Here is a 19391-nt window from a genome sequence, read left to right on the forward strand (position 1 = left end):
GATCACTTGGGGGCCAGTTCGAACGATACGAGGTCCGGTGCGGACACTGAGCCCGCGCGGATGGCCTCGGCGGAGATGAGCAGCTGGATGGTCGTGGAAACGCGGAGTTCGTCGATGACGCCGACGGGGCGGACGTAGGGCGCCATCAGTTTGACTTCGGCTGCCGCTACGGCCGGGTCTTGGGTGGGTTGGTACTCGCGGAGGATCTGGCCGGTTTCATCCGGGTGGTCAATGGAGTACCGCAGTCCTTTGAGGAGGGCGTCGCGGAAACGTTTGACCAGCTCGGGGTTCTTGGCGGCGAGGTCCTTGGAGGTGACCAGGGCGTTGCCGTACAGCTCGGGGATCAGGTCGCCGTAGGGCAGGACGAAGGTCTTGCGGCCTTGTGCCGCCTTCTCGATGAGGGGTGTCCCGACCACGAACTGGCCGATCGCGTCGACCTGGCCCGAGGCCAGAAGTTGCGGCAGGGCAGGGGGAGCGGACGGCACGAACTTGACCTGGTTCGGGTCGATGCCGGCCGCTTTGGCGTACACCGGGAACATCAGCTGGTTCGTGGAGCCGGGTTGGTCGCCGATCTGCTTTCCCTGGAGGTCCGTGGGTTTGCTGATGCCGCGGTCGGCCAGCGTGACGATGGCGGCGAGGGACTTCTGGTGCACCATGGCGACGGCGGTGACCGGCAGTTTCTCCTTGGCGACCGTGATCGCGGTCGCGGTGAAGTCGCCGACCCCGAAATCGGCCCGGCCGCCCGCGACCAGCTTGAGAACGTCGACGGTCGCGGTGCCGGGCGTGATGGTGACGTCGATGCCCGCGTCGGTGAAGTAACCCTTGTCCAGGGCCACGTAGGCGTACGCGTCGCGGCCGAACGTGTTGAACGAGGTCAGGTACGAGACCTTGTCCCGTGGGCTGCCCTGTGGCGTACTTGTACAACCGCCCAGGATGGCGGCGGTCAGCAGGACGGCGGCGACTGGGCGGATTCTCACGAGCGTCTCCTCCCCCTTGGTTACTTTTTTCCAAACTAGAGCAGCCTGATGGGGCAGACAAAGGGGAGATTTGCCGGATCGCTGCCCAATCGGACCTACACTGCGCCCCCATGACCGAGTCACCGGGAATGCTTGTTGCCCAGCGATACCGTCTGGTGCGGGTGATCGGCGCCGGCGGGATGGGCCGGGTCTGGCTCGGTCACGACGAGCTGATCGACCGCGAGGTGGCGATCAAGGAGCTGCTGTTCCCACCCGGCCTGGACGACCAGCAGCGGGCCTCGCTGAGCGAACGCGCCATCCGCGAGGCGCGCGCCGCGGGCCGGCTGAGCCACCCTGGCATCGTCACCGTGCACGACGTGGTCGAGTTCAACGGCGCCCCGATGATCGTGATGGAGTTCGTCCGCGGCGGCTCGCTGGCCGACGCGATCCAGACGTACGGCGGTCTGCAGGTCGAACAGGTCGCGCGGATCGGCACGCAGATCCTGGACGCCCTGCGGGTGGCCCACCAGGCCGGGATCGTGCACCGGGATCTCAAGCCCGCCAACGTGTTGCTGGCCGAGGACCGGGTGGTGATCACCGACTTCGGCATCGCCCGGCTGATCGGCGAGGTCCAGCTGACCGTGTCCGGCACCGTCGTCGGATCACCCCAGTACATGGCCCCGGAACAGGCGAGCACGTCGGCCAGCACGCCCGCGTCCGACCTGTGGTCGTTGGGCGCCACGCTTTACACGGCGGTGGAAGGGCGTCCGCCGTTCGAAGGCGCCGACGTCATGGCGACGCTGTCGGCCCTGCTCACCACGGATCCACCGCCACCACAGCGCGCCGGACGCCTCTCCGGCGTGATCACCGCGCTGCTCAGCAAGGACCCGGCCCGGCGCCCGACCGCCGAACAGGCCGCCGTCGCGCTGTCCAGCCCCGGCATCGACCTTGAGACACAACGGGTCGGCGCGTACCCCGTTGGGCCTGCGCCGGTCGCGTACCCGGACGCCAGTAAAGGCAATGTCCGCAGGCGCACGATGTTGCTCGCCGCCGGTGGTGGCGCGCTCGCCGCGATCGGCGTGGCGGCATGGTTGATCTCTTCCAAGGACGACCAGCAGAACCCGGCGTCCACCAACACCGCCAGCACGAACCCGGCTTCCCAGAAGGCGAACGCCACCACCAAGCCCAGCCGGGAGACCGAGCCCAGCGACACGGGCGCGGCCACCGACCCCGGAAAGCCGGCCGAGATCACCGACCACATCCAGCTGACCGGACACGAGCACCGCGTCACCTCGGTGTCGTTCAGCCCGGACGGCAAGCTGCTGGCCAGCGGCGACGACGACCTGAGCGAAAAGCCGATGGCCCGGTTGTGGGACACGTCGAGCGGCAAGCAGATCGCCACGCTCACCGGTCCGCCCGGAACCGGCGGCGCCTCCGCGGATGTCGTCGCGTTCAGCCCCGACGGCAAGCTCCTGGCCGTCGGTGGCAACTTCCTCGGCGACAGCACCAGGTTGTGGAACGTCGCCGACCGCCAGCTGATCGGTGCGTTGACGGACAGCGGTTCCATCATGAAGTCCTTGGCCTTCAGCCCCGACGGCAAGCTGATCGCGGGTGCCACGCACGGCGGCACGACCAAGGTGTGGGACGTGGCGAGCCGCCAGGTCAAGATCGGCATTCCGGACGGCGGCGGCTTCCGCAACGTGACCTTCAGCCCGGACGGCACGCTGCTTGCCAACTGCGACAAGGAAGCCGACATCCGGCTGTCCGACCCGGCGACCGGCCGCACGGTCCGCACGATCAAGGACGCGACCGGCAGCGACGTGTCCTTCAGCCCCGACGGGAAATCGCTCGCGGTCCCGGACGCCGACGGCAAGAACACCCTGCAGATCTACGATGTCGCCACCGGCCAGAGCAAAGCGGTGTTCGACCGGGTCGAGGACATCACCACCACCGACGTGCTGTTCAGCCCGGACGGCAAGACGATCGCCGCCTGGGGCCTGGGCAATGTCATCCACCTGTGGGACGTGGCCGGCAAACACCTGCGCGCCATCCTGGTCGGCTCGGCCGCCAAGGTGAACACGGTTGTGTTCGACCCCAGCGGAAAGCGCCTCGCCAGCGCGGGCGACGACAAGGTCATCCGGATCTGGAACATCGCCGGCTGACTCGTCAGTCGCAGGGCCTGCGTTGTGAACCGCTCAGCAGCCGAACCAGGTGGCCAGGGCTTCGTCGAGGCCTTCGCCCCCGGCCCACACCACGACCCCGTCCGGACGGATCAGCAACCCGGGCAGGTCCTCCGCGCAGGTGGTCTCGACCTTGCGCACCCGTTCGGCAGGAATGTCCACATGGGACGGCAGCTGGCCGAGGTCCAGCAACAGGCCCGAACCGGAGTGCATCAGGTCGGCGGGGTGGGTGCCGTCGGCCAGAGTGAGGCCGGGGACGGTCCGGCCGATCAGCGGGTGGTCGCCGGGCAGGTCGTAGTGCTGCCAGACGCCGGAGATCTTCTTGGCGAAGTACGTCGTGCCGGTGGTGGTGCCGGCCAGGTCCGTCATGATGGCGCGCAGGGCCTGGGCGTACGGGTCGGGCCGCATGATGGCGATCTGGGCGCGGGTCCAGTCCAGCACCCAGGCGCCGATCGGGTGGCGTTCGGTGGTGTAGCTGTCCAGCAGGCCGGGCGGGGCCCAGCCCTGGACGGTCGCGGCGAGCTTCCAGCCGAGGTTGACCGCGTCGCCGATGCCGAGGTTCAGGCCCTGGCCGCCGAAGGGGGAGTGCACGTGGGCGGCGTCCCCGGCGAGCAGGACGCGGCCGATCCGGTAGGTGGTGGCCTGGCGAGCGTTGTCGGTGAACCTGGTGGCCGACTTGATCTCGGTGACCTTCACGTCCACACCGGACACCGCGAGGATGCTCTTCTCCAGTTCCTCCTTGGTGATCTCGGCGTCCCGGTCGGCGGGCGGGCCATCGAACTCGACGGTGAGGATCCGCTCGGGCATCGGGCCGTGCGCGTAGATGCCGGTGGGCGTGCTGTTCCAGCCCAGCTTCAGGTTCTCCCGGCCGGTCATCACGGCCATCGCCTGGTGGCCGGTGATCTCCGGGCCGGTGCCCGGGAACTCGAACCCGGCCAGCTTGCGCACCAGGCTGCGCCCGCCGTCGCACCCGACCAGCCAGCCCGCCCGCAGGTGTGTTTCGCCTGCGTGCACGGTGATCCCGGTGTCGTCCTCGTCGAACCCGGTCAGCTCAGTGCCGCGCCGCACGTGCACGCCCAGCTCCTCGGCGTGCTTGCCGAGGATGGCCTCGATCTGTTGCTGGGCAACGAGACCAACAGTGCCCGCTGCGCCGCGCCCGTTGAAGTCCACATCGGACTCATCCAGCTTGTCGCCGGTCAGCCAGATCGCGCCGAAGTGGCCGACGAACCTAGGCGCCCCCGCCGGTGGTCCGCCCGCCCCGAACCGGCTCAGCGCCGCCTGCTGCGCCTCGGTGAGCGCGGGCACCAGGCCGCGCCGGTAGAACGCCTCGACGGTGGGGATGTTGATCGCCCCCGCCTTCACCGTTAGGTCGGGCTCCTCGAGCCGCTCCAGCACGGCCACGGAAACCCCACGAAGCCTCAGTTCACAGGCAAGCATCAGACCGACTGGACCGGCCCCAGAGATGATCACGTCGTAGTCCATGGCAAAAACTATACCCGACTCAAAATTTAGTCGGGTATAGTTATGACGGTGACCTCACTGCGGGAACGGAAGAAGGCGGAGACCAGGCAGCGGATCGCCGACCACGGCACGCTGATGTTCATGACGCGTGGGTTCGACAACGTCACCATCGCCGAGATCGCCGAGGCCGCGGGCGTGTCGAAGGTGACGGTGTTCAACTACTTCCCGCGCAAGGAGGACATCTTCTTCGACCGCGCCCCGCAGGCCGAGGAGCTGCTGACCGCCGCGGTCCGCGACCGTGAGCCGGGGGAGTCGCCGCTGCGGGCCATCCGGCGCCTGCTGATCGATCTCGCCGAGGAGCGGCACCCGCTCGGCGGCTTCCGGGACAACTTCCCGGTGTTCTGGCAGACGGTGATCAACTCGCCCGCCCTCGTCGCCCGCGCCCGCGAAGCCGTCGACGAGCTGCAAACCACCCTCACCGCGATCATCGCCACCACCAGCGACGACCCCACCCCCGAGCTCACCGCCGCCATCGCCTTCGGCATCATCCGCGCCACCTACCCGTTCGGCATCCGCCGCATGCTCGCCGGTGCCGACGCGGACACCGTGACCGCGGAGTACCTCGCCGCACTGAACGTCGCCTTCGACCGGGTGGCCGACGGAATGTCCTGAGTGGACAACCGGAATTCCTGGTGTCGTGAAAGTGAACACGGGACCGGTCCCGGCAGGTGAGACATATCCTCGCGGCAGGCATGGTTGCGAGGGACGGGGATGTGAGCGAACCGGGTGATGTCGATTCGCCCAGGCGGGAGTCGCCGTGGGATACGGCGAGTCCCGCGCTGGCGCTGCCCTTGTCGATCGCCGGATGGCTGGTGGTGACCGGATTCGCGGGTGCGGTGGCCGGTTACGTGGTCACCGAGGTGACGGACAACCGGAACATCCGGCGCCTGCGCGGACGGTCCCTGGTGCGGCGGATCGGGCCGATCCCGTTGCTCGACCGGCTGCAGTACGGGCGGCACGGGTTCGAGATCCCGCACTACTTCGCGATCCGGTTCGTGATGCGGCACGACGGCGACTGGAAGCTCGCCCAGGACCACTGGGAGATCATCGTCGAGCGGTTCCTGAACGTCGGCGAGGCCGACCGCGGCCGCGGACCGAGGCAGGTCATGTGGGAAGCGGTGCTGGAGGCCTCGTACGTGCTGGACGGGATGTCCGGCCGGTGCCCGTTATGCCATGCGGCGCAAGGAGGTGACGCCGATGTCCACGCCTGAGGGGAAGATGCCGAGGACCATTCAGGAGCTCACCCGGGACCTGCACGAGAGGGCCTATCCCGAGCAGAGCGTCGAGTGGATCGACGAGCAGTCGAAGCTGGCGGGGCAACGGATCAGCCGGGCGAAACAGGCCGACCCGTCGACTTCGCCGGGCGCCCGGCGGGTGTCGGACACGGTGGTCAACCATGCCGCGCCACGCCGCCGTCGAAGCCCGCGGATCGCCTTGACGGTCGCGCTCGGCGTGGACATCGGGGAGACCGTTCGGCTGGAAGGGGAACACGACGCGGTGCCGGACGCCGGGGTCGTGGTGGTGCGGGTCAAGAACACCGGCGGCACGCTGATCGGCGGCGAGGACTACGTGTCGCCGCTTTCGCTGAGGTTCCCGGCCGGAAGGTGATCTCGGTCGACGCCACCGACTTCGAGCCGTCCGAGCTGCAACGGGTGATGCGTGGGCTGCCGGACATCGCCATCGATGACGACCTGGTGAAGCTGCCGATGATCGGCCTCGAACCCGGGCACTCCTTCAAACTCGTGATCGTGCTGTCCGGGACCCTCGCGGACGTGAAGCAGAAGGTCGAGGTGGACGGCGAGCTGCGGGACGGCCAGATCACCACCCGCCAGGGCCGTGAGCGGATCCGGCCGGACACGTTGTTCTGGGGTGGCCTGACCGCGATCTGCGCTGGAGCGTTCGCGGTGGTGTTGCTGCTCAACAATGTCACGCCGTTCACCAAGCTGCCGCAGGGCATCGCGTGCGTTCCGGGAGCGCTGACCGCCGAGGGGTCGAGCGCTTTCGGCCGCGCCGCAACGGATCTGGCGGGCGCGTACGGCGCGTACTGCCCGGCCGCGTCCATCAAGGTGCGGACACCCGGTAGCCGGGAGGGGCTGCAGCGGCTCGTCGACGCCGGGAGCCAGGCCAGACAGCTGGCGCTCGCCGACGGCCGGTTCGACGAGTTCCCCCAGCTGGTGCCCGAGCCGCTGGCGATCGTCCCGTTCACGTTCGTGGTCAGCGACAACGTGCCGATCGACACACTGTCGCTTGTGGACGCGCGGCGCATCTTCACCGGCTCGGCGCGGATCTGGAGCGACGTCACCGGAAACCCCAGTGACACGGGCGAAATCCGGGTGGTTGGCCGTTCGACCACCTCCGGCACCCGCCGAACTCTGGAGCAGTATGTCCTGGGTGCGCCGGGTTCGCCCGTCCGTCAGGCCGGGGCCACCTCGGACTCCTGCCGCGACCGCCGTCCCGAGTTCACCGACCGCCAGCCGATCGTCTGCGAGCTGGGCTCGACCGCCGACCTCATCGACCGGGTATCCACATTGGACGACTCGATCGGCTACGCCGACGTCTCCGACGTCGAACAGGCCACCGGCGTCAAGAAGATCACCCTCGAACACCGCAACCCCACCCTCGAGGACATCCGCGCGGGCTACCAGTTCTGGACCGTCGAATACGTCTACACCTACAGCCGCCCCGAACCGGGGATCCCTGCCCGACGCGTTCCGCGACTACCTGCTGACCGCCGAAGGTCGCAGCAGGATGGCGGGTTTCGGGTACTACGGCTGCGTCGGTGATGTCGAGGATCTCTGCTCGCGGCGGTGACCCGCTACCCGTCGACGAGCAGGCCGCGCAGCGGGCCTTGCAACCGGCCTGCCCGGCGGGACACGCCGGGCAGCAAGGTGAGCCGGTGCTGGTCATGGGTTTCGGCGAAGGGACGCCACAGGCGGTCGACGACGTCGGCCGGATCTCCGTCTATTTCGGACACCGGGCGCTGGAGGTGTTCGGACCACAGCCGCAGCCGGGCGTCCCGGGCCTGGCCGGGATCGTTGGTGATCAGGTTGGCCTCGGTGTCGTTGAACAGGGAGTGCTCGTTGAGGTTGGCCGAACCCACGGTCAGCCAGGTGTCGTCGACGATGCCCAGTTTGGCATGGACGTAGACCGGCACCGCGCTGTCGGCGCCGTGCGAGGTCAGCGTGACGGCCAGCAGGCGGCCGTTCCCGTCGTCCGCGTCGAGCAGGCGGCCGAGCTGGCCCCTGGTGGTGTCGGCACCGTTGCTGGGTTTGCGGGGCAACACGAGCACGACCCGGAAGCGGTCATGCGGCGGGTCGGCCAGCTTGCTGATCAGCACGTCGGCGATCTCCGGTGACCAGAGGAACTGGTTTTCCAGGTAGACCAGGTTTTCGGCGGACCGCAGCGCGCGCAGGTAGGCGTCCAGCACGCCGAACTCGCCCCGTGGCGCGAACCGGTAGGTCTTCTCGGGGACTGTCCGTACAAATTGGACAGTAGAGGGACCCGCGGTATCGGGTGTGCGCGGCGCCGGGAGGTTCTCACCCGCCACTTCGGCCCAGCGGAGCCGGAAGTGGTCCGCCACATCGGCGACCACCGGTCCTTCGACGCGCATCGTCAGGTCGTGCCAGCCGATCGGCCGGTCGGCGGGATGCGAAGGGTTGTCGTGCCGGTCGCCTTCCAGCGCGGTGAGGTCCATGCCCCCGACGAACGCGATCGAGTCGTCGACGATCAGCAGCTTCTCGTGGTGGCAGTGCAGGGTTCGCTCGCGCGCGTCGAGTACGCATCGCACCCGGCTGTCCCGCATGAACTCCTGACACGCCTGGCGCGCCCGCCCACGGGTCGGCTCGAACGCGGGCACCGGCGGCCCCGCCCACATCAACACCCGCACATCCACGCGTTCCGCCATCTCCGCCAACAGATCTCGGAGCGTCACGGCGTCGTGACCGCGCGTAGGCCTGAACTCGGGGCTCATGTGCCACCCGGCGAGATGCACGTGCGACCGCGCACCCCGGATGGCCTCGACCATCTCCCGCAACGCCTCTTCGCCGTCGATGAGCACCTTGACCTTGCAGCCGGCCCGGACCGGGGCATGCGGGGTGAACCACCCCGTCGCAGGCTGTGACAGCACATCACCCCAGCCCAACCGGCGTAACCGGCGCGCATGGTGTGCGCACAGTACGTGTTCGAGTCCGTCCCCGAGCCGATCGTCGATCCGGTCAAGAAAGCCCATACCAGACATGGTTACCGCAAACCCGGCTCGTCAAACGGTGTAGGAGCGCGGCGGGGCGGGCATCCTGCGGGCATGGATGATCTCACCGGCTTCGTCCTGGCCCGCCTCGCCGAGGACGAACAGCGTTTCGATCGCGGGGAACTGCCCCTGCTCGACGAGGCCGAACGCCGTGGCCGCATCCGGATCATGCCCACCGACGACGGCGTCGGCCTGTTGATCGCCGCCGACCCGGTCGAGAACCCCGAGGAACGGATCCCCGTTCCGTTCCGTGACAAGCTCGCCCTGCTCCGCGGCGAGGCCTCCACCATGCGGGACAAGGACACCCTCAAGCTCGTCGCCTCGGTCTACGATGCCCACCCGGACTGGCGCGAGGACTGGCGAGCCTGAGCCTGTTTCGCCCCACGGGCACCCTTGGAGAGACGCCCGGGTCCTTACCCGCTCAGCGCGCCGGATCGTCCAGCAGGCAACGCCCTTGAGGGGTAAGCGAATGCACCACGGACTGGCCATCCCGCCGGCTGCTGATCAGCCCGGCCTGCCGCAGTACCGCGGTCTGCCTGCTGGCGGTCGGCAGCGTCGTCGCCGCCCGCCGGGCCAGATCGCTTGTGGTGCACGGACTCTCACCGATGGCTTCGAGCACTTTGGCCCGGGTCGGGCCGAGTAGCGCGGCCAGCGGCCTGCTCGCGTCGTCGCTGGTGCGCGACCAGCCCACCTCGTGCCGGATCGGGTATACCAGCACGGGTTCGAACGCGTCGTCCCGGAAAGTCGTTGGTGTACCGAGACAGAAGAACGACGGCACCAGGTGCAGGCCACGGCCCCGCAGGTGCAGCTCCCGGTCCACCGGATAGGCCATCTCCAGTACGGGATACTGCCAGCGTGCGGTGGGGTGCAGGTTCTGCAGCACCGCGGCCAGGCCGCTGGTGGCCAGCATCTCGGCCTGCTGGGCGCGTTCCCGGTCCACCGCGGCCCGGACCTGCGCCCAGCTCGGCGAAAGGCACGCGGCGAAGTACTGGTCGACCGCCTGACCCAAGCGGCGCAGGGTGTCCGGTTCGCCCTCACTCAGATTCGTGGTCCACGAAGGCAACCCGCGGGCCTGCGCGAGCGTTGCGACGTCGGTGCGCAGCTGGCGTTTGGCCGTGCCGAGCAGCACCGAGACGCCCGCGGTGACCGACGGCACAGTCGGCATCGGCGTGAGAAAGTCCGCGTAGTAGCCGAAATGCGGGACCAGGTCGGTGAGCATCCGCGTGGACGACGGCACTTTGGGCAGAGCGGCCCGGCGCCACTCGTCGAACACCATCCCGTCATCCCGCCGCCGCAGCCGGTGCAGGCTCAGCACCAGCTCCCACATCGGCTGCGGTGCCTGGCTGATTCTCGTTCTCGCCAGGTCTTCCGGAGTGAAATAGACACGTAACACGACGCCACCAGTACGGGTCAGAGGAACAGTCCCAGTCCCGGCCCGTTTTCCCCCAGGCCCGGCCCAGTTGTGGATGCTAGGCCCGTGCCAGGGGCAGATCAAGGATCCACCTGGCACTGGCCAAATGCCTCAGTGCCAACACAATATCCAGCTCTACGAGGCCGAGCCGACCGCGTGCACCGTCGGCGCCCTAGCGGTCCAACGCCGTCTGCACGTCGGGGACCAGGGACAAGATCTCGCCAAGGCCGGTGACCTCGATCGACCGCTTGACCACCCCGGTGCCGATCGCGACATGAACGACCTTGTGGGCGCGCATCGCGTTCTCGTGCGCGTCCACGAGGACGGCCAGCCCGGGGGAGGACATGAACGTCACCTCGGCCAGGTCGATGATCACGACGGTCGCCCGCTCCCGTAACGCGTCGGCCACCGCGTCCGCGAAGATCCCTTGTGTGGTCAGGTCGACCGCCCCGGTCACCGATACGACGATCGCGTGCGCCCGCTGCTCCAGCTGGCAGTCCAGACGTGTGTCCGCGCCTTGCCCAGTCATCGTCCGGTCCCCGTTCCGCTCGCCGACATCCAATCTCGAAAATACACCCGAAATGGGATGTTCACGGAACCGATTGTTCAGTCCACTGTGGACCTAAGCGCGACGTAGGCAGGTGATCCAGTAGTCGCCGTCGTTGTCTCGCGCGACACCATGGGTCTCGCTGGGAAAACCGGGGAAGTTCCGGTCGAAGTCCTCCAGCGCGCGCAGGTAGCGAAGGGTCGGATCGTCGTGTGCGCCCGCATTCTCGCCGGGCATCAGGACCGGGATACCGGGCGGGGTCGTGACGACCTGCGTGGCGACGGTTCGATCGGCCAGTTCGCTGAGCCGAACGGGTTCGGTGCCGCCGCGCAAGAGCCGTTGGTAGGTCTGCGCTGGCGTGAGATCCGGCCGCGGCGGATGGGTGAACGCCGCCTCGAGCAACGGAATCAGCTCACCGGCCCGGAGCCGGCCGTGCATCTGGTCGCACAGCTGGCGCAGCGTCAGGCCGGTGTACCGGCCAGGGAACTGCCGGACCAGCTGGGGGAGCACCTCGGCGAGGGCGATGTCGTTGTCGTAGAGGGACTTGAAGTCCAGCAGGCCGTCGATGAGGGTGCCCCACTTGCCTTTGGTGATGCCCATCGAGAAAAGAATCAAACATGTGTAGGCGTCGGTCTTCTCCACGACGATGCCCCGGGTCTCCAGGTAGGCGGTGAGGATCCGGGCCGGGACGCCCATCTCGCCCGGGGTCCCCCTGGCGTCGGTGCCGGGGCAGGTGACGCTGACCTTGATCGGGTCGAGCAGGCAGTAACCCGGTTCCATACCGGGGAAGCCGTGCCAGTCCGCGCCGGGTTCCAAGGTCCAGCAGGAGGGTTCGGTGCGCAGCAGCTCCAACGGGGCGTCGGCGAACGGATACCGCTGGCCGGAGTGCGGGTCGGTGACCTCGTCCGGCTGCCAGGTACCGAAGAACCACGGCGGCCGGTCTCCCGCGGCGGCGATCCGGCGGCCGAGGCGCGCCACCGCCTGCCGGAACCGGATGGCCTCGGTGATCGCCTCGTCGGTGAGCCACTGGCCGCCCGGCCCGTCCATCATGCCCGCGGCCACGTCGAGCCCGGCGATCATCGGGTACATCGGCGACGTGGTCGCGTGCATCATGAAGGTCTCGTTGAACTGCCGGTGGTCCACCGGTGAGCGGGGCGAGTTCTTCACGTGCAGCATGGCGCTCTGCGAGATCGCCGCCAGCAACTTGTGGGTGGACTGGGTGGTCAGCACGGTCGGCCGGATCTCGTCGGGCACAACGCCCACGGACATCCCGTAGCGGCGGGCGTAGAGCGGGTGGAAATGGGCGTAGGCGAACCAGGCCTCGTCCAGGTGCAGCCGGGGAACGCTGGGGCCCAGCAGTTCGGCGACCCGCACGGCGTCGTAACAGAGCCCGTCGTACGTGGAGTTGGTGATCACGGCGTACACCGGGTTTTCGTCCTTGGTGCGGCCGGCGATGGCGTCCCGGGTCATCGCCGCGGGCGGGATCGGGCCCATCAGGCCATAACCGTTGCGGGTGGGCACGAGATAGGCCGGGCGGCCGCCGGTCAGGGTGAGTCCGTGGTAGATCGCCTTGTGGCAGTTGCGGTCCACGAGCACCAGTTCGCCGTCGGCGATGCTGGCGTGCAGGGCGAGGCGGTCGGCGGTGGAGTCGCCGTGCAGCACGAAGTACGTCAGGTCGGCGCCGAAGATCCGTGCCGCGTTGCGTTCGGCCTCGCCGATCGGCCCGGTGTGCTCGAACAGGGACCCCAGTTCGGCCACCGAGATCGACAAGTCGGTGCGGAACAACCGTTCCCCGTAGTAGTCGAACAACGCGCGGCCGACCGGCGACTTCAGGAACGCCACACCCCCAGCGTGCGCCGGGGTGTGCCAGGAGTACTCGTGCGTGTCGTCAAACCGCCGTAGTTCCCGGAAGAACGGCGGCAACAGCTCGTCCTGGTACCGGCGCGCGGCGACCCCGATCCGCCCCGCGATGAAATCCGGTGTGTCCTCCAGCAACCACACATACCCACACACCACTTGCGATACCCACAAAGGCAAATCGTCCACAGAAGCCGCAGAGGTCACCAGGAACACCGGCAACCGCGTGAACCTCTTCAACAGCGCCGTCAAAACCCCCTCGGCCGGCCGTGCCAGGACGCCGTCGTCATCGGTGAGATCCCAGCTCACCAACGCCGCGGTCAGATCAGCACGCGTCTGCACCAGCGCCAACGCGTCATCATCAGTCCCAGCCCGCACAACACCATGTCCGTCCTCAGCCAGCCGCGCGCAGATCCGCTCAAGCTGACCGGCCATCACCGACCCATCGGCGATGTCGTTGAGAGCCAAGAGAATGGTGGACACCCGACCGCTCCTCCCCGAACCCGCGGAGATACCTCCTAGTCTCCCAGGTATAGAGCGCCGTCCGGGCTAACGTCGATCGGGCAAAGGGCTGATAAGCGCCAGCGGCCCAACGGGTGATTGTCCCCGTCCAAACGGGTGATCCCCCGACCACAGTGGACACCACCGTGGTATCCGCCCGGACCCATACCCACACCCCGTCCTACCCAGACAAAACCCAGCCGGTGACAAAACCTCCCAGCGGCCCCCCACCCGAACAAACCAAGCCAAGCCACCACCACCCTCACCCCCATGAGACGCGCCATATACCCACAGCCCCCCGCGCCCACAACGCCGACCCCCGACGATCAGACACCCCCGAACCCACCCCCCAAGTCCTCGCCCCACCAATCCCCGCGGACCCCACCGTGACCACCGTTTGGCCCGACACGGCCCCTTTCGCCCTCACCAGTCAGACCTCGGCCATGCACATGTCATCCCTCCGAAAACCAGCACACATGTCCATCCCACCCCGCTCACAAAACCCAGCCCCACCCCACCCGCCCTCAAACCCAACACCGCCACCCACCCCACCTGCATGCGCGCCGCCCCGCCCCAGCCGCAGACCCATCTGCCCCCGCCCCCTGCGCACCCCACTCAAATCCCCTCGACCCCATACGCTAAACTTCGTTCCAGCACCTCAACCGGGACGTGGCGCAGTTTGGTAGCGCACTTGACTGGGGGTCAAGGGGTCGCAGGTTCAAATCCTGTCGTCCCGACGGTTGCTCGGAAGCCCTCTGACTTGGCTTAAACACCAGGTCAGAGGGCTTCTTTTGTTCAGCTGAACGATCATGGACAAGATCATCACCGCCGCTCGCTGGGGACCACATGGGGACCACGACGCGTAAGACGGTGTGAGACATCAGACGGCCTTCAGGTTGGCCCTGCGTGGGGACCGCAGGTGCTTGGTCAGCAGGTCGCCCGCGTCGGTGACTGCCTGCTTGTCGGGGTGCAGGTAGCGCTGGGTCGTGGTGAGCGACCCGTGGCCTGTGATCTTGCGCAGGTGGTGCACGGGTACGCTCGCGTCGGCCTTCCACGTCAACCCGGTGTGCCGGAGGTCATGCCGACGCAGGTGTTCGTACCCGAGCTTGCCCACCACCTCGTCCCAATGTGTCGCGTCGCGCAGCACGGCCGTCGTGATTCGGCCACCCGAGGACCGGTGAATAGGCGTGCGTCCGGTTCGCGATTCACAGCCGAATTCGACGCTGAACCAGTTCGCGAATGTCCTCAATCAGCGGCACGGTTCTCGCTCGCTTGCCTTTGGTGCCCTTGTCGACCAGGCCACCAGGCGACGGTGTGGTCTGCCGCCGGACGTTCCAGGTCCACTCGTTCGTGTCGATGTCCTTGACCCGACAGCCGGACACCTCCCCGATCCGGGCCGCCGTGCAGCCCGCGAACAACACGACATCGCCCCAACCAGCGTAGTTGTCAGCGGATCGGGCGACGAGAGCGTCAGCGAGCCGAGTGAGCGTGTACCAATCAGGCAGCGCGAGCGAACGCGGGTCATCCAGTTCGTCCTCAGCCCGCTTGTACTCCCGTTGCCACCCAGTGACTCTCGCCGGGTTGCGGTCGATGATCTCGTCTCGCACCGCCTGTTCCATGACCCGCACCAGGACAGCAATTGTGTTCTTGACCGTCGATCGGCTGCATTCGTCCGCGATCCAGCTGTGCACCGCCCGGTCGACCACTCCATTCGTGATCATGGTGACCGCCAGGTGCCCGAGCGTTGGCACAGCACGCTTGCGCCCACCAGCCATGTACGGATCCGTCGTCTTCGGCTCCAGCCCTCGCAGCGCCAAAGGCATGTTCGCGTTGCCGTAGTCGGCGAGGGTCATCGTCGCCGTCGCTGGACTAACGCCGTGAGCCGCAGCGCGTTGCATGCGATCAATCCACGCCTTGGCATCGTCCTCTGACTCAAATGCCTCCGATTTGGACGGACGTTTCTTGGTCGCGGGGTCGACCCACCGGACCCGAGCGCGGTACGGGAGCGTCCGATCGGGCCGATGTTCGATGTCGCACGAGATGGACACGCCGATCGGCAGGTTGACCTTCTTGTCAGTCATGCTGCCTCACCTGGATCGGTCCGTCGGCTCATGACCCACTGCTCAACATCTACCGCCAAGTAGATGACCACCCGCTCTGAGATCTGGACGAACGGTGGCTGTACCGCTCGAAAAGTCATTGCTGCACGTCAAGCCGCGTACCGGTACTCGTTGATGAGTCCGTCGAGGACGCGGGTGCGTAGCAACTGACGGGTGTTGAATGCTTGTGCTTGTTCAGGTTGGTGAGGTTCGGGTGGTCGCTGTTGTCGGGCCTGGTGTGGCCGGTGCTGGTTGTAGTGCCGCTGGTACTCGACGAGTACCTCACGAGCGTGTGCCTCGTCAAGGATGAGAACGTGGTCGCATACCTCATTGCGGAGGGTCCTGATGACCCGTTCGCAGTGCGCGTTCATCTTCGGCGCCTGCGGTGCGCTGGTCAGGATCTCCATGTCCTCTGCTTGGAAGACAGCGTCGAAGGCCGCCGAGTACTTCGTGTCTCGATCGCGAAGCAGAAACCGGAGCTTGCCGAGCCCTCCATCGATATCTGTAGCGAGGTTGCGGGCCTGTTGTGTCGTCCAGTCCTGGGTCGGATGGGCGGTGACACCCGCGACGTGCAGCCGCCGTGTGCCATGTTCGAGGAAGATCAGGGCGTAGAGGCGTTTGCCGAGCGCGGTGTCGATGTGGAAGAAGTCCGCCGCGATGATGCCGCGGGCCTGACTGGCCAGGAACTGTTTCCATGTGGGACCGGCTCGGCGTGGAGCGGGACCGATACCGGCCGAGTTCAGGATCTCCCATACCGTCGACGCAGCGATCTTGTGGCCGAGACCGGCCAGCTCACCTTGGATCCTTCTATGTCCCCAACGCGGATTGTCGTGGGCTAGGTCAAGGACGAGCTTCTTGATCGTCGAGTGGGTAGATGGCCGTCCGGTGGGGCGTCGGCGGGCACTGTAGTTCCACTTCGCGGCGATGAACCTGCGGTGCCAGGCCAGGATTGTTGCGGGTTGGACGGGGAAGATCTCGTGTCAGCGGCGTCGGGGGAGCAGCGAGGACAGCGCGGCGAACCAGAACCGATCTGCTGGCTGGTACCGGACTTGGCCGGTGATCTGGCGGCGGAGGACGGCGTTCTCGTGCCGGAGCACGAGCAGTTCGGCGTCCCTGGCGAAGTCACGGCGCAACAGCACCGCAGGGACCGACAGTAGTCGTCGAGTCAGTTGGTACAGCAGCGACACGATCACTGCTGCATGATCCCAACGGACTTCACTCAGGTGTCTGACCAGGCGAGACGGGTTTTCGAGCGGCACAGGTACTGGTTGAGGATTCCTCCCAACCGTGGTTGTCGGCGGATGTCGAGCTGGGTGATCTGGGTTGGATCGGTGATCGTTCTGGCGACGGTTGTAGTGGTCGGGCGTTGGCGATGCCCTGATACTGGAAGGCAAGCGTAAGTCGATGCAGCCGATGGCCGAGCGGCTCGGGGTTGATCACCAGCAGTTGCAGCAGTTCGTGAGCACGTCCACGTGGGACCACGTCGAGGTGCGGCGACGGTTGGCGGTGTGGGCGCGTGAGTTCGTCGACCCGCGGGCGCTGGTGATCGATGACACCGGATTCCCTCAGGACACCTAGTGTCTTGAGTCGTTGATTCGTTGGCAGTAGCGGGCGAGGTTGTCGAGGATCTCGTCGGCGGTTTTGGTCCACACGAACGGTTTCGGGTTGTCGTTCCACGCGGCGACCCAGGCGTTCACGTCGGTTTCGAGCTCGGCGATGCTGCGGTGTGCCGAGCGGCGGAGTTTGCGGTTGGTCAGCTCGGCGAACCAGCGTTCGACCAGGTTGAGCCAGGAACCGCTGGTGGGGGTGAAGTGCAGGTGGAAGCGAGGATGGCGGATCAGCCAGGTCTTGATCTCGGGGGTCTTGTAGGTGGCGTAGTTGTCGCAGACCAGGTGCAGATCCAGCTCGGGTGGTGTGTTGGCGTCGATGGTCTTGAGGAATCGCAGGAATTCCTGATGGCGATGCCGCCGTTGGTGCTGGCTGATGACCGTGCCGGTAGCGATATCCAGGGCGGCGAACAGGCTGGTGGTGCCGTGTCGCACGTAGTCGTGCGTTCGGCGGGCCGGGGTGGTGGGCATGATCGGCAGGGTAGGAGCGGTGCGGTCGAGTGCCTGCATGCCGGACTTCTCGTCCACGCACAGCACCATCGCTGTGGCCGGCGGGTCGAGATAGAGCCCGACGACGTCGCGGACCTTGTCAACAAACCAGGGGTCGGTGGAGAGTTTCCAGGTCTGTACCAGGTGGGGTTTGAGTTCGAACGCCCGCCAGATCCGGGAGATCGCCGATTGGGACATGCCCATCGCGGTGGCCATCGAGCGGGTGGACCAGTGCGAGTCGTTGTTGGGCGGTGCCTGTTCCAGCGTAGCGGTGATCACTCGCTCGACGTGTTCGTCGGTGATCGTGCGTGCAGCGCCCGGCCGCGGTTCATCAGCCAACCCGTCCAGGCGGTGTTCGACAAACCGGCGACGCCATTTGCCCACCGTGGGCGGCGAGACCCTTAACTGTCGCACCACATCCATGTTGGACAAGCCCTCGGCGCACGCCAGCACGATGCGCGCCCGCAACGCCAATGCCTGAGCTGTGGAACGCCGACGCGACCACCCTTCCAGCGTCTGACGCTCCACATCGGACAAAACCAGCTGCGGCAACGCCGGTCCACGACTACCCATACCCGACCATACAATGAATCAACGACTCAGGACACTAGTACTCCAGCCGCACTTCGTAGTAGCTGGCCTGTCTGCGCTGGTAGTGGGCTTGTTGGGCGCGGTACTGGTGGCGTCGACGCCACCGGGACCAGGCCCAGGTCACGACGCGATCGAACGGTGTGGTGATCAGGTGTGCCAGGAGACGGTTGACCTCGCCCAGCGTGATGGGGATGAGGCCGCTGCCAGGGCTTTTGGGGCAATCGCCGCGGTCACCGCCAGATAGGTGTGCGCGAGCATGGCCAGGGTGATGTGCCGGTACCAGGCGTCGTAGCGGCGGACCTGGTAATGGTCCAGGCTGACTTCGGTCTTGGCGGTCTGAAAACAGTCCTCGATCGCCCAGCGGGTCCCGGCGACCCGAATGAGATCATCATCGGTCGTTCCTGCGGGGCGCAACACAAGTAGTAGGCGATCTCGTGCTCGGACCTGCTGTTGCGGGTCAGGGAACGACGCGCCAGCAACCAACGTCCCCACACGGGTGGCGTGGTGTCGGGATAGGTCGGTAACTCGGCCACCGCCCAGTCGAACACCCGTGGTCCTTTGGCGCCCTCGCCGCAACTGCGGCGTTTCCACGCCTCGCCGGGCGCGTGCGTGACCAGCACGTCGGCCCGGGATGGCGCCGGCCACCGCGGGGATGGTCTGATTGGCTGGCACCGCCACGACATAGCCGATCCGCCGATCCTCCAGCTAGCGGCGGAATTTCGAGTCCCCGCCATAGGCTTCGTCGGCGGTGACCCAGCTCGCCGGGACCCCGGCGTCCAGCGCCCGCGCGAGCATCCGCTGCGCCAGAACGGGTTTGGTCGCGAACTCGATCTCGTCAGGTACCCCCGCTTCGCCGCACCGTTCCCGATCACCGGTCCAGGACTTGGGCAGGTACAGCTCCCGGTCGATCAGCGTACGGCCTTTGCTTGTGGCGTAAGCGCAAAACACGCCGAGTTGGCAGTTCTCGATGCGGCCGGCGGTGCCGGAGTACTGGCGTTGCACTCCAGCGGATTTCGTACCCTTCTTCAGAAATCCGGTCTCATCGACGATCAGCACCCCATCGCGCTCGCTCAGATGTGTGACCGCGTAAGCGCGCACGTCGTCACGGATACCCTCGGCGTCCCAGGTGGCGGCGTTGAGCAGGCGCTGCATCCCGTCCGGGATGAGGTCACCGGCAGCCTCGGCCAGCGTCCATCCGTTCTTGCCCGCCAGCGGAGCGAGCAGACCACGCACGTAAGCGCGCGCCCGCCGCGAGGTTCGACCCGGTAGAACCGGCCCGCCACCCCCGCGAACAACTCCTCCAGCCCGTCCACCCAGGCGTCAAGATCCTCATCGGTCACCACAAGATCGACAAGTTACACGATGAAGATCACTAAGTGCGGCTGG

The 19391-nt window shown here is 67.0% G+C and carries 18 protein-coding genes, 1 tRNA gene and 2 pseudogenes; 9 read left to right on the plus strand and 12 right to left on the minus strand.

Features of this window, described 5'->3' with window-relative positions; genetic code table 11:
- Positions 1 to 2: 2 nt before the first annotated feature.
- A complete protein-coding gene (locus tag AB0J95_RS31215; RefSeq protein ID WP_364765752.1) occupies positions 3 to 977 on the minus strand; it encodes an ABC transporter substrate-binding protein in 975 nt (324 codons plus the stop codon).
- A 110-nt stretch (positions 978 to 1087) separates the two neighbouring features.
- On the opposite strand from AB0J95_RS31215, the gene AB0J95_RS31220 reads away from it, so the two are divergent.
- Positions 1088 to 3118, plus strand: a complete 2031-nt coding sequence (locus tag AB0J95_RS31220) for a serine/threonine-protein kinase (protein WP_364765755.1) — start codon at positions 1088 to 1090, stop codon at positions 3116 to 3118.
- A gap of 33 nt (positions 3119 to 3151) precedes the next feature.
- Here the strand turns inward: AB0J95_RS31220 and AB0J95_RS31225 are convergent, their stop codons facing one another.
- Complete coding sequence (locus AB0J95_RS31225; RefSeq protein WP_364765758.1) at positions 3152 to 4618, minus strand: FAD-dependent monooxygenase; 1467 nt, start codon at positions 4616 to 4618, stop codon at positions 3152 to 3154.
- 48 nt (positions 4619 to 4666) lie between these two features.
- On the opposite strand from AB0J95_RS31225, the gene AB0J95_RS31230 reads away from it, so the two are divergent.
- The 4 genes from AB0J95_RS31230 (at position 4667) to AB0J95_RS31245 (ending at position 7440) form a co-directional block, all read left to right on the plus strand.
- The gene (locus AB0J95_RS31230; protein ID WP_364765761.1) at positions 4667 to 5269 is read left to right on the plus strand and encodes a TetR/AcrR family transcriptional regulator; all 603 of its coding nucleotides are present in this window, start codon (positions 4667 to 4669) and stop codon (positions 5267 to 5269) included.
- Between the two features lie 101 nt (positions 5270 to 5370).
- Entirely contained in the window at positions 5371 to 5868 is a 498-nt protein-coding gene (locus AB0J95_RS31235) for a DUF6313 family protein (RefSeq protein ID WP_364765764.1), read from the plus strand.
- Positions 5855 to 6265 carry a hypothetical protein gene (locus AB0J95_RS31240; protein ID WP_364765767.1) on the plus strand — a complete coding sequence of 137 codons (411 nt, stop codon included), beginning with the start codon at positions 5855 to 5857 and terminating at the stop codon, positions 6263 to 6265. The genes AB0J95_RS31235 and AB0J95_RS31240 overlap by 14 nt, the downstream gene beginning before the upstream one ends.
- On the plus strand, positions 6262 to 7440 hold the full coding sequence (locus AB0J95_RS31245; RefSeq protein ID WP_364765770.1) for a substrate-binding domain-containing protein: 1179 nt from the start codon (positions 6262 to 6264) through the stop codon (positions 7438 to 7440). Before AB0J95_RS31240 ends, AB0J95_RS31245 begins: the two co-directional genes overlap by 4 nt.
- Before the next feature lie 32 nt (positions 7441 to 7472).
- On the opposite strand, the gene AB0J95_RS31250 is transcribed toward AB0J95_RS31245, so the two are convergent.
- Positions 7473 to 8885 carry a phospholipase D family protein gene (locus tag AB0J95_RS31250; protein WP_364765772.1) on the minus strand — a complete coding sequence of 471 codons (1413 nt, stop codon included), beginning with the start codon at positions 8883 to 8885 and terminating at the stop codon, positions 7473 to 7475.
- 72 nt (positions 8886 to 8957) lie between these two features.
- On the opposite strand from AB0J95_RS31250, the gene AB0J95_RS31255 reads away from it, so the two are divergent.
- On the plus strand, positions 8958 to 9272 hold the full coding sequence (locus tag AB0J95_RS31255; protein WP_364765774.1) for a hypothetical protein: 315 nt from the start codon (positions 8958 to 8960) through the stop codon (positions 9270 to 9272).
- A gap of 52 nt (positions 9273 to 9324) precedes the next feature.
- Here AB0J95_RS31255 and AB0J95_RS31260 read toward each other — a convergent pair whose 3' ends face one another.
- The 3 genes from AB0J95_RS31260 to AB0J95_RS31270 form a co-directional block, all read right to left on the minus strand.
- Complete coding sequence (locus AB0J95_RS31260; RefSeq protein ID WP_364765776.1) at positions 9325 to 10296, minus strand: winged helix-turn-helix domain-containing protein; 972 nt, start codon at positions 10294 to 10296, stop codon at positions 9325 to 9327.
- Positions 10297 to 10486: 190 nt separating this feature from the next.
- Positions 10487 to 10843 carry an STAS domain-containing protein gene (locus AB0J95_RS31265; RefSeq protein ID WP_364765778.1) on the minus strand — a complete coding sequence of 119 codons (357 nt, stop codon included), beginning with the start codon at positions 10841 to 10843 and terminating at the stop codon, positions 10487 to 10489.
- A gap of 93 nt (positions 10844 to 10936) precedes the next feature.
- Positions 10937 to 13201, minus strand: coding sequence for an Orn/Lys/Arg decarboxylase N-terminal domain-containing protein (locus AB0J95_RS31270; protein WP_364765780.1), 2265 nt, complete (start codon positions 13199 to 13201; stop codon positions 10937 to 10939).
- A gap of 681 nt (positions 13202 to 13882) precedes the next feature.
- Between AB0J95_RS31270 and AB0J95_RS31275 the strand changes: the two genes are divergently transcribed.
- Positions 13883 to 13956: transfer RNA gene (locus tag AB0J95_RS31275), tRNA-Pro, on the plus strand.
- 143 nt (positions 13957 to 14099) lie between these two features.
- Here the strand turns inward: AB0J95_RS31275 and AB0J95_RS31280 are convergent.
- The 3 genes from AB0J95_RS31280 to AB0J95_RS31290 all read right to left on the minus strand — a co-directional run bounded on the left by AB0J95_RS31280 (position 14100) and on the right by AB0J95_RS31290 (position 15665).
- Positions 14100 to 14366, minus strand: coding sequence for a tyrosine-type recombinase/integrase (locus tag AB0J95_RS31280; RefSeq protein WP_364765782.1), 267 nt, complete (start codon positions 14364 to 14366; stop codon positions 14100 to 14102).
- 58 nt (positions 14367 to 14424) lie between these two features.
- Positions 14425 to 15300 carry a site-specific integrase gene (locus AB0J95_RS31285; protein ID WP_364765783.1) on the minus strand — a complete coding sequence of 292 codons (876 nt, stop codon included), beginning with the start codon at positions 15298 to 15300 and terminating at the stop codon, positions 14425 to 14427.
- A gap of 128 nt (positions 15301 to 15428) precedes the next feature.
- Positions 15429 to 15665: an integrase core domain-containing protein gene (locus AB0J95_RS31290; RefSeq protein ID WP_364766248.1), complete on the minus strand. Its 237-nt coding sequence runs from the start codon at positions 15663 to 15665 to the stop codon at positions 15429 to 15431.
- Between AB0J95_RS31290 and AB0J95_RS31295 the strand changes: the two genes are divergently transcribed.
- Positions 15564 to 16157 (plus strand): hypothetical protein, encoded by a 594-nt coding sequence (locus tag AB0J95_RS31295; protein ID WP_364766270.1) that lies wholly within the window; start codon positions 15564 to 15566, stop codon positions 16155 to 16157. The two genes, AB0J95_RS31290 and AB0J95_RS31295, sit on opposite strands and share 102 nt — an antisense overlap.
- A gap of 141 nt (positions 16158 to 16298) precedes the next feature.
- Here AB0J95_RS31295 and AB0J95_RS31300 read toward each other — a convergent pair whose 3' ends face one another.
- A complete protein-coding gene (locus AB0J95_RS31300; protein ID WP_364765784.1) occupies positions 16299 to 16511 on the minus strand; it encodes a hypothetical protein in 213 nt (70 codons plus the stop codon).
- A 184-nt stretch (positions 16512 to 16695) separates the two neighbouring features.
- Between AB0J95_RS31300 and AB0J95_RS31305 the strand changes: the two are divergent.
- Positions 16696 to 16890, plus strand: a pseudogene (locus AB0J95_RS31305) (transposase); the annotation flags it as partial.
- A 2-nt stretch (positions 16891 to 16892) separates the two neighbouring features.
- Here AB0J95_RS31305 and AB0J95_RS31310 read toward each other — a convergent pair.
- Together AB0J95_RS31310 and AB0J95_RS31315 are read right to left on the minus strand one after the other, a co-directional pair.
- Positions 16893 to 17987 (minus strand): IS630 family transposase, encoded by a 1095-nt coding sequence (locus AB0J95_RS31310; RefSeq protein WP_364765785.1) that lies wholly within the window; start codon positions 17985 to 17987, stop codon positions 16893 to 16895.
- A 246-nt stretch (positions 17988 to 18233) separates the two neighbouring features.
- Positions 18234 to 19318 (minus strand): annotated as a pseudogene (locus AB0J95_RS31315) (IS701 family transposase); the annotation flags it as partial.
- Positions 19319 to 19391 lie beyond the last annotated feature (73 nt).

The sequence above is a fragment of the Actinocrispum sp. NPDC049592 genome (assembly GCF_040675465.1).
Classification (GTDB): domain Bacteria; phylum Actinomycetota; class Actinomycetes; order Mycobacteriales; family Pseudonocardiaceae; genus Kibdelosporangium.

Excerpts from the sequence above, each read along its gene's own strand:
- AB0J95_RS31285 (WP_364765783.1), bottom strand. The coding sequence starts at position 15,300 with ATGACTGACAAGAAGGTCAACCTGCCGATCGGCGTGTCCATCTCGTGC.
- AB0J95_RS31225 (WP_364765758.1), bottom strand. The coding sequence starts at position 4,618 with ATGGACTACGACGTGATCATCTCTGGGGCCGGTCCAGTCGGTCTGATG.
- AB0J95_RS31240 (WP_364765767.1), top strand. The coding sequence starts at position 5,855 with ATGTCCACGCCTGAGGGGAAGATGCCGAGGACCATTCAGGAGCTCACC.
- AB0J95_RS31265 (WP_364765778.1), bottom strand. The coding sequence starts at position 10,843 with ATGACTGGGCAAGGCGCGGACACACGTCTGGACTGCCAGCTGGAGCAG.
- AB0J95_RS31250 (WP_364765772.1), bottom strand. The coding sequence starts at position 8,885 with ATGGGCTTTCTTGACCGGATCGACGATCGGCTCGGGGACGGACTCGAA.
- AB0J95_RS31310 (WP_364765785.1), bottom strand. The coding sequence starts at position 17,987 with ATGGGTAGTCGTGGACCGGCGTTGCCGCAGCTGGTTTTGTCCGATGTG.
- AB0J95_RS31255 (WP_364765774.1), top strand. The coding sequence starts at position 8,958 with ATGGATGATCTCACCGGCTTCGTCCTGGCCCGCCTCGCCGAGGACGAA.
- AB0J95_RS31220 (WP_364765755.1), top strand. The coding sequence starts at position 1,088 with ATGACCGAGTCACCGGGAATGCTTGTTGCCCAGCGATACCGTCTGGTG.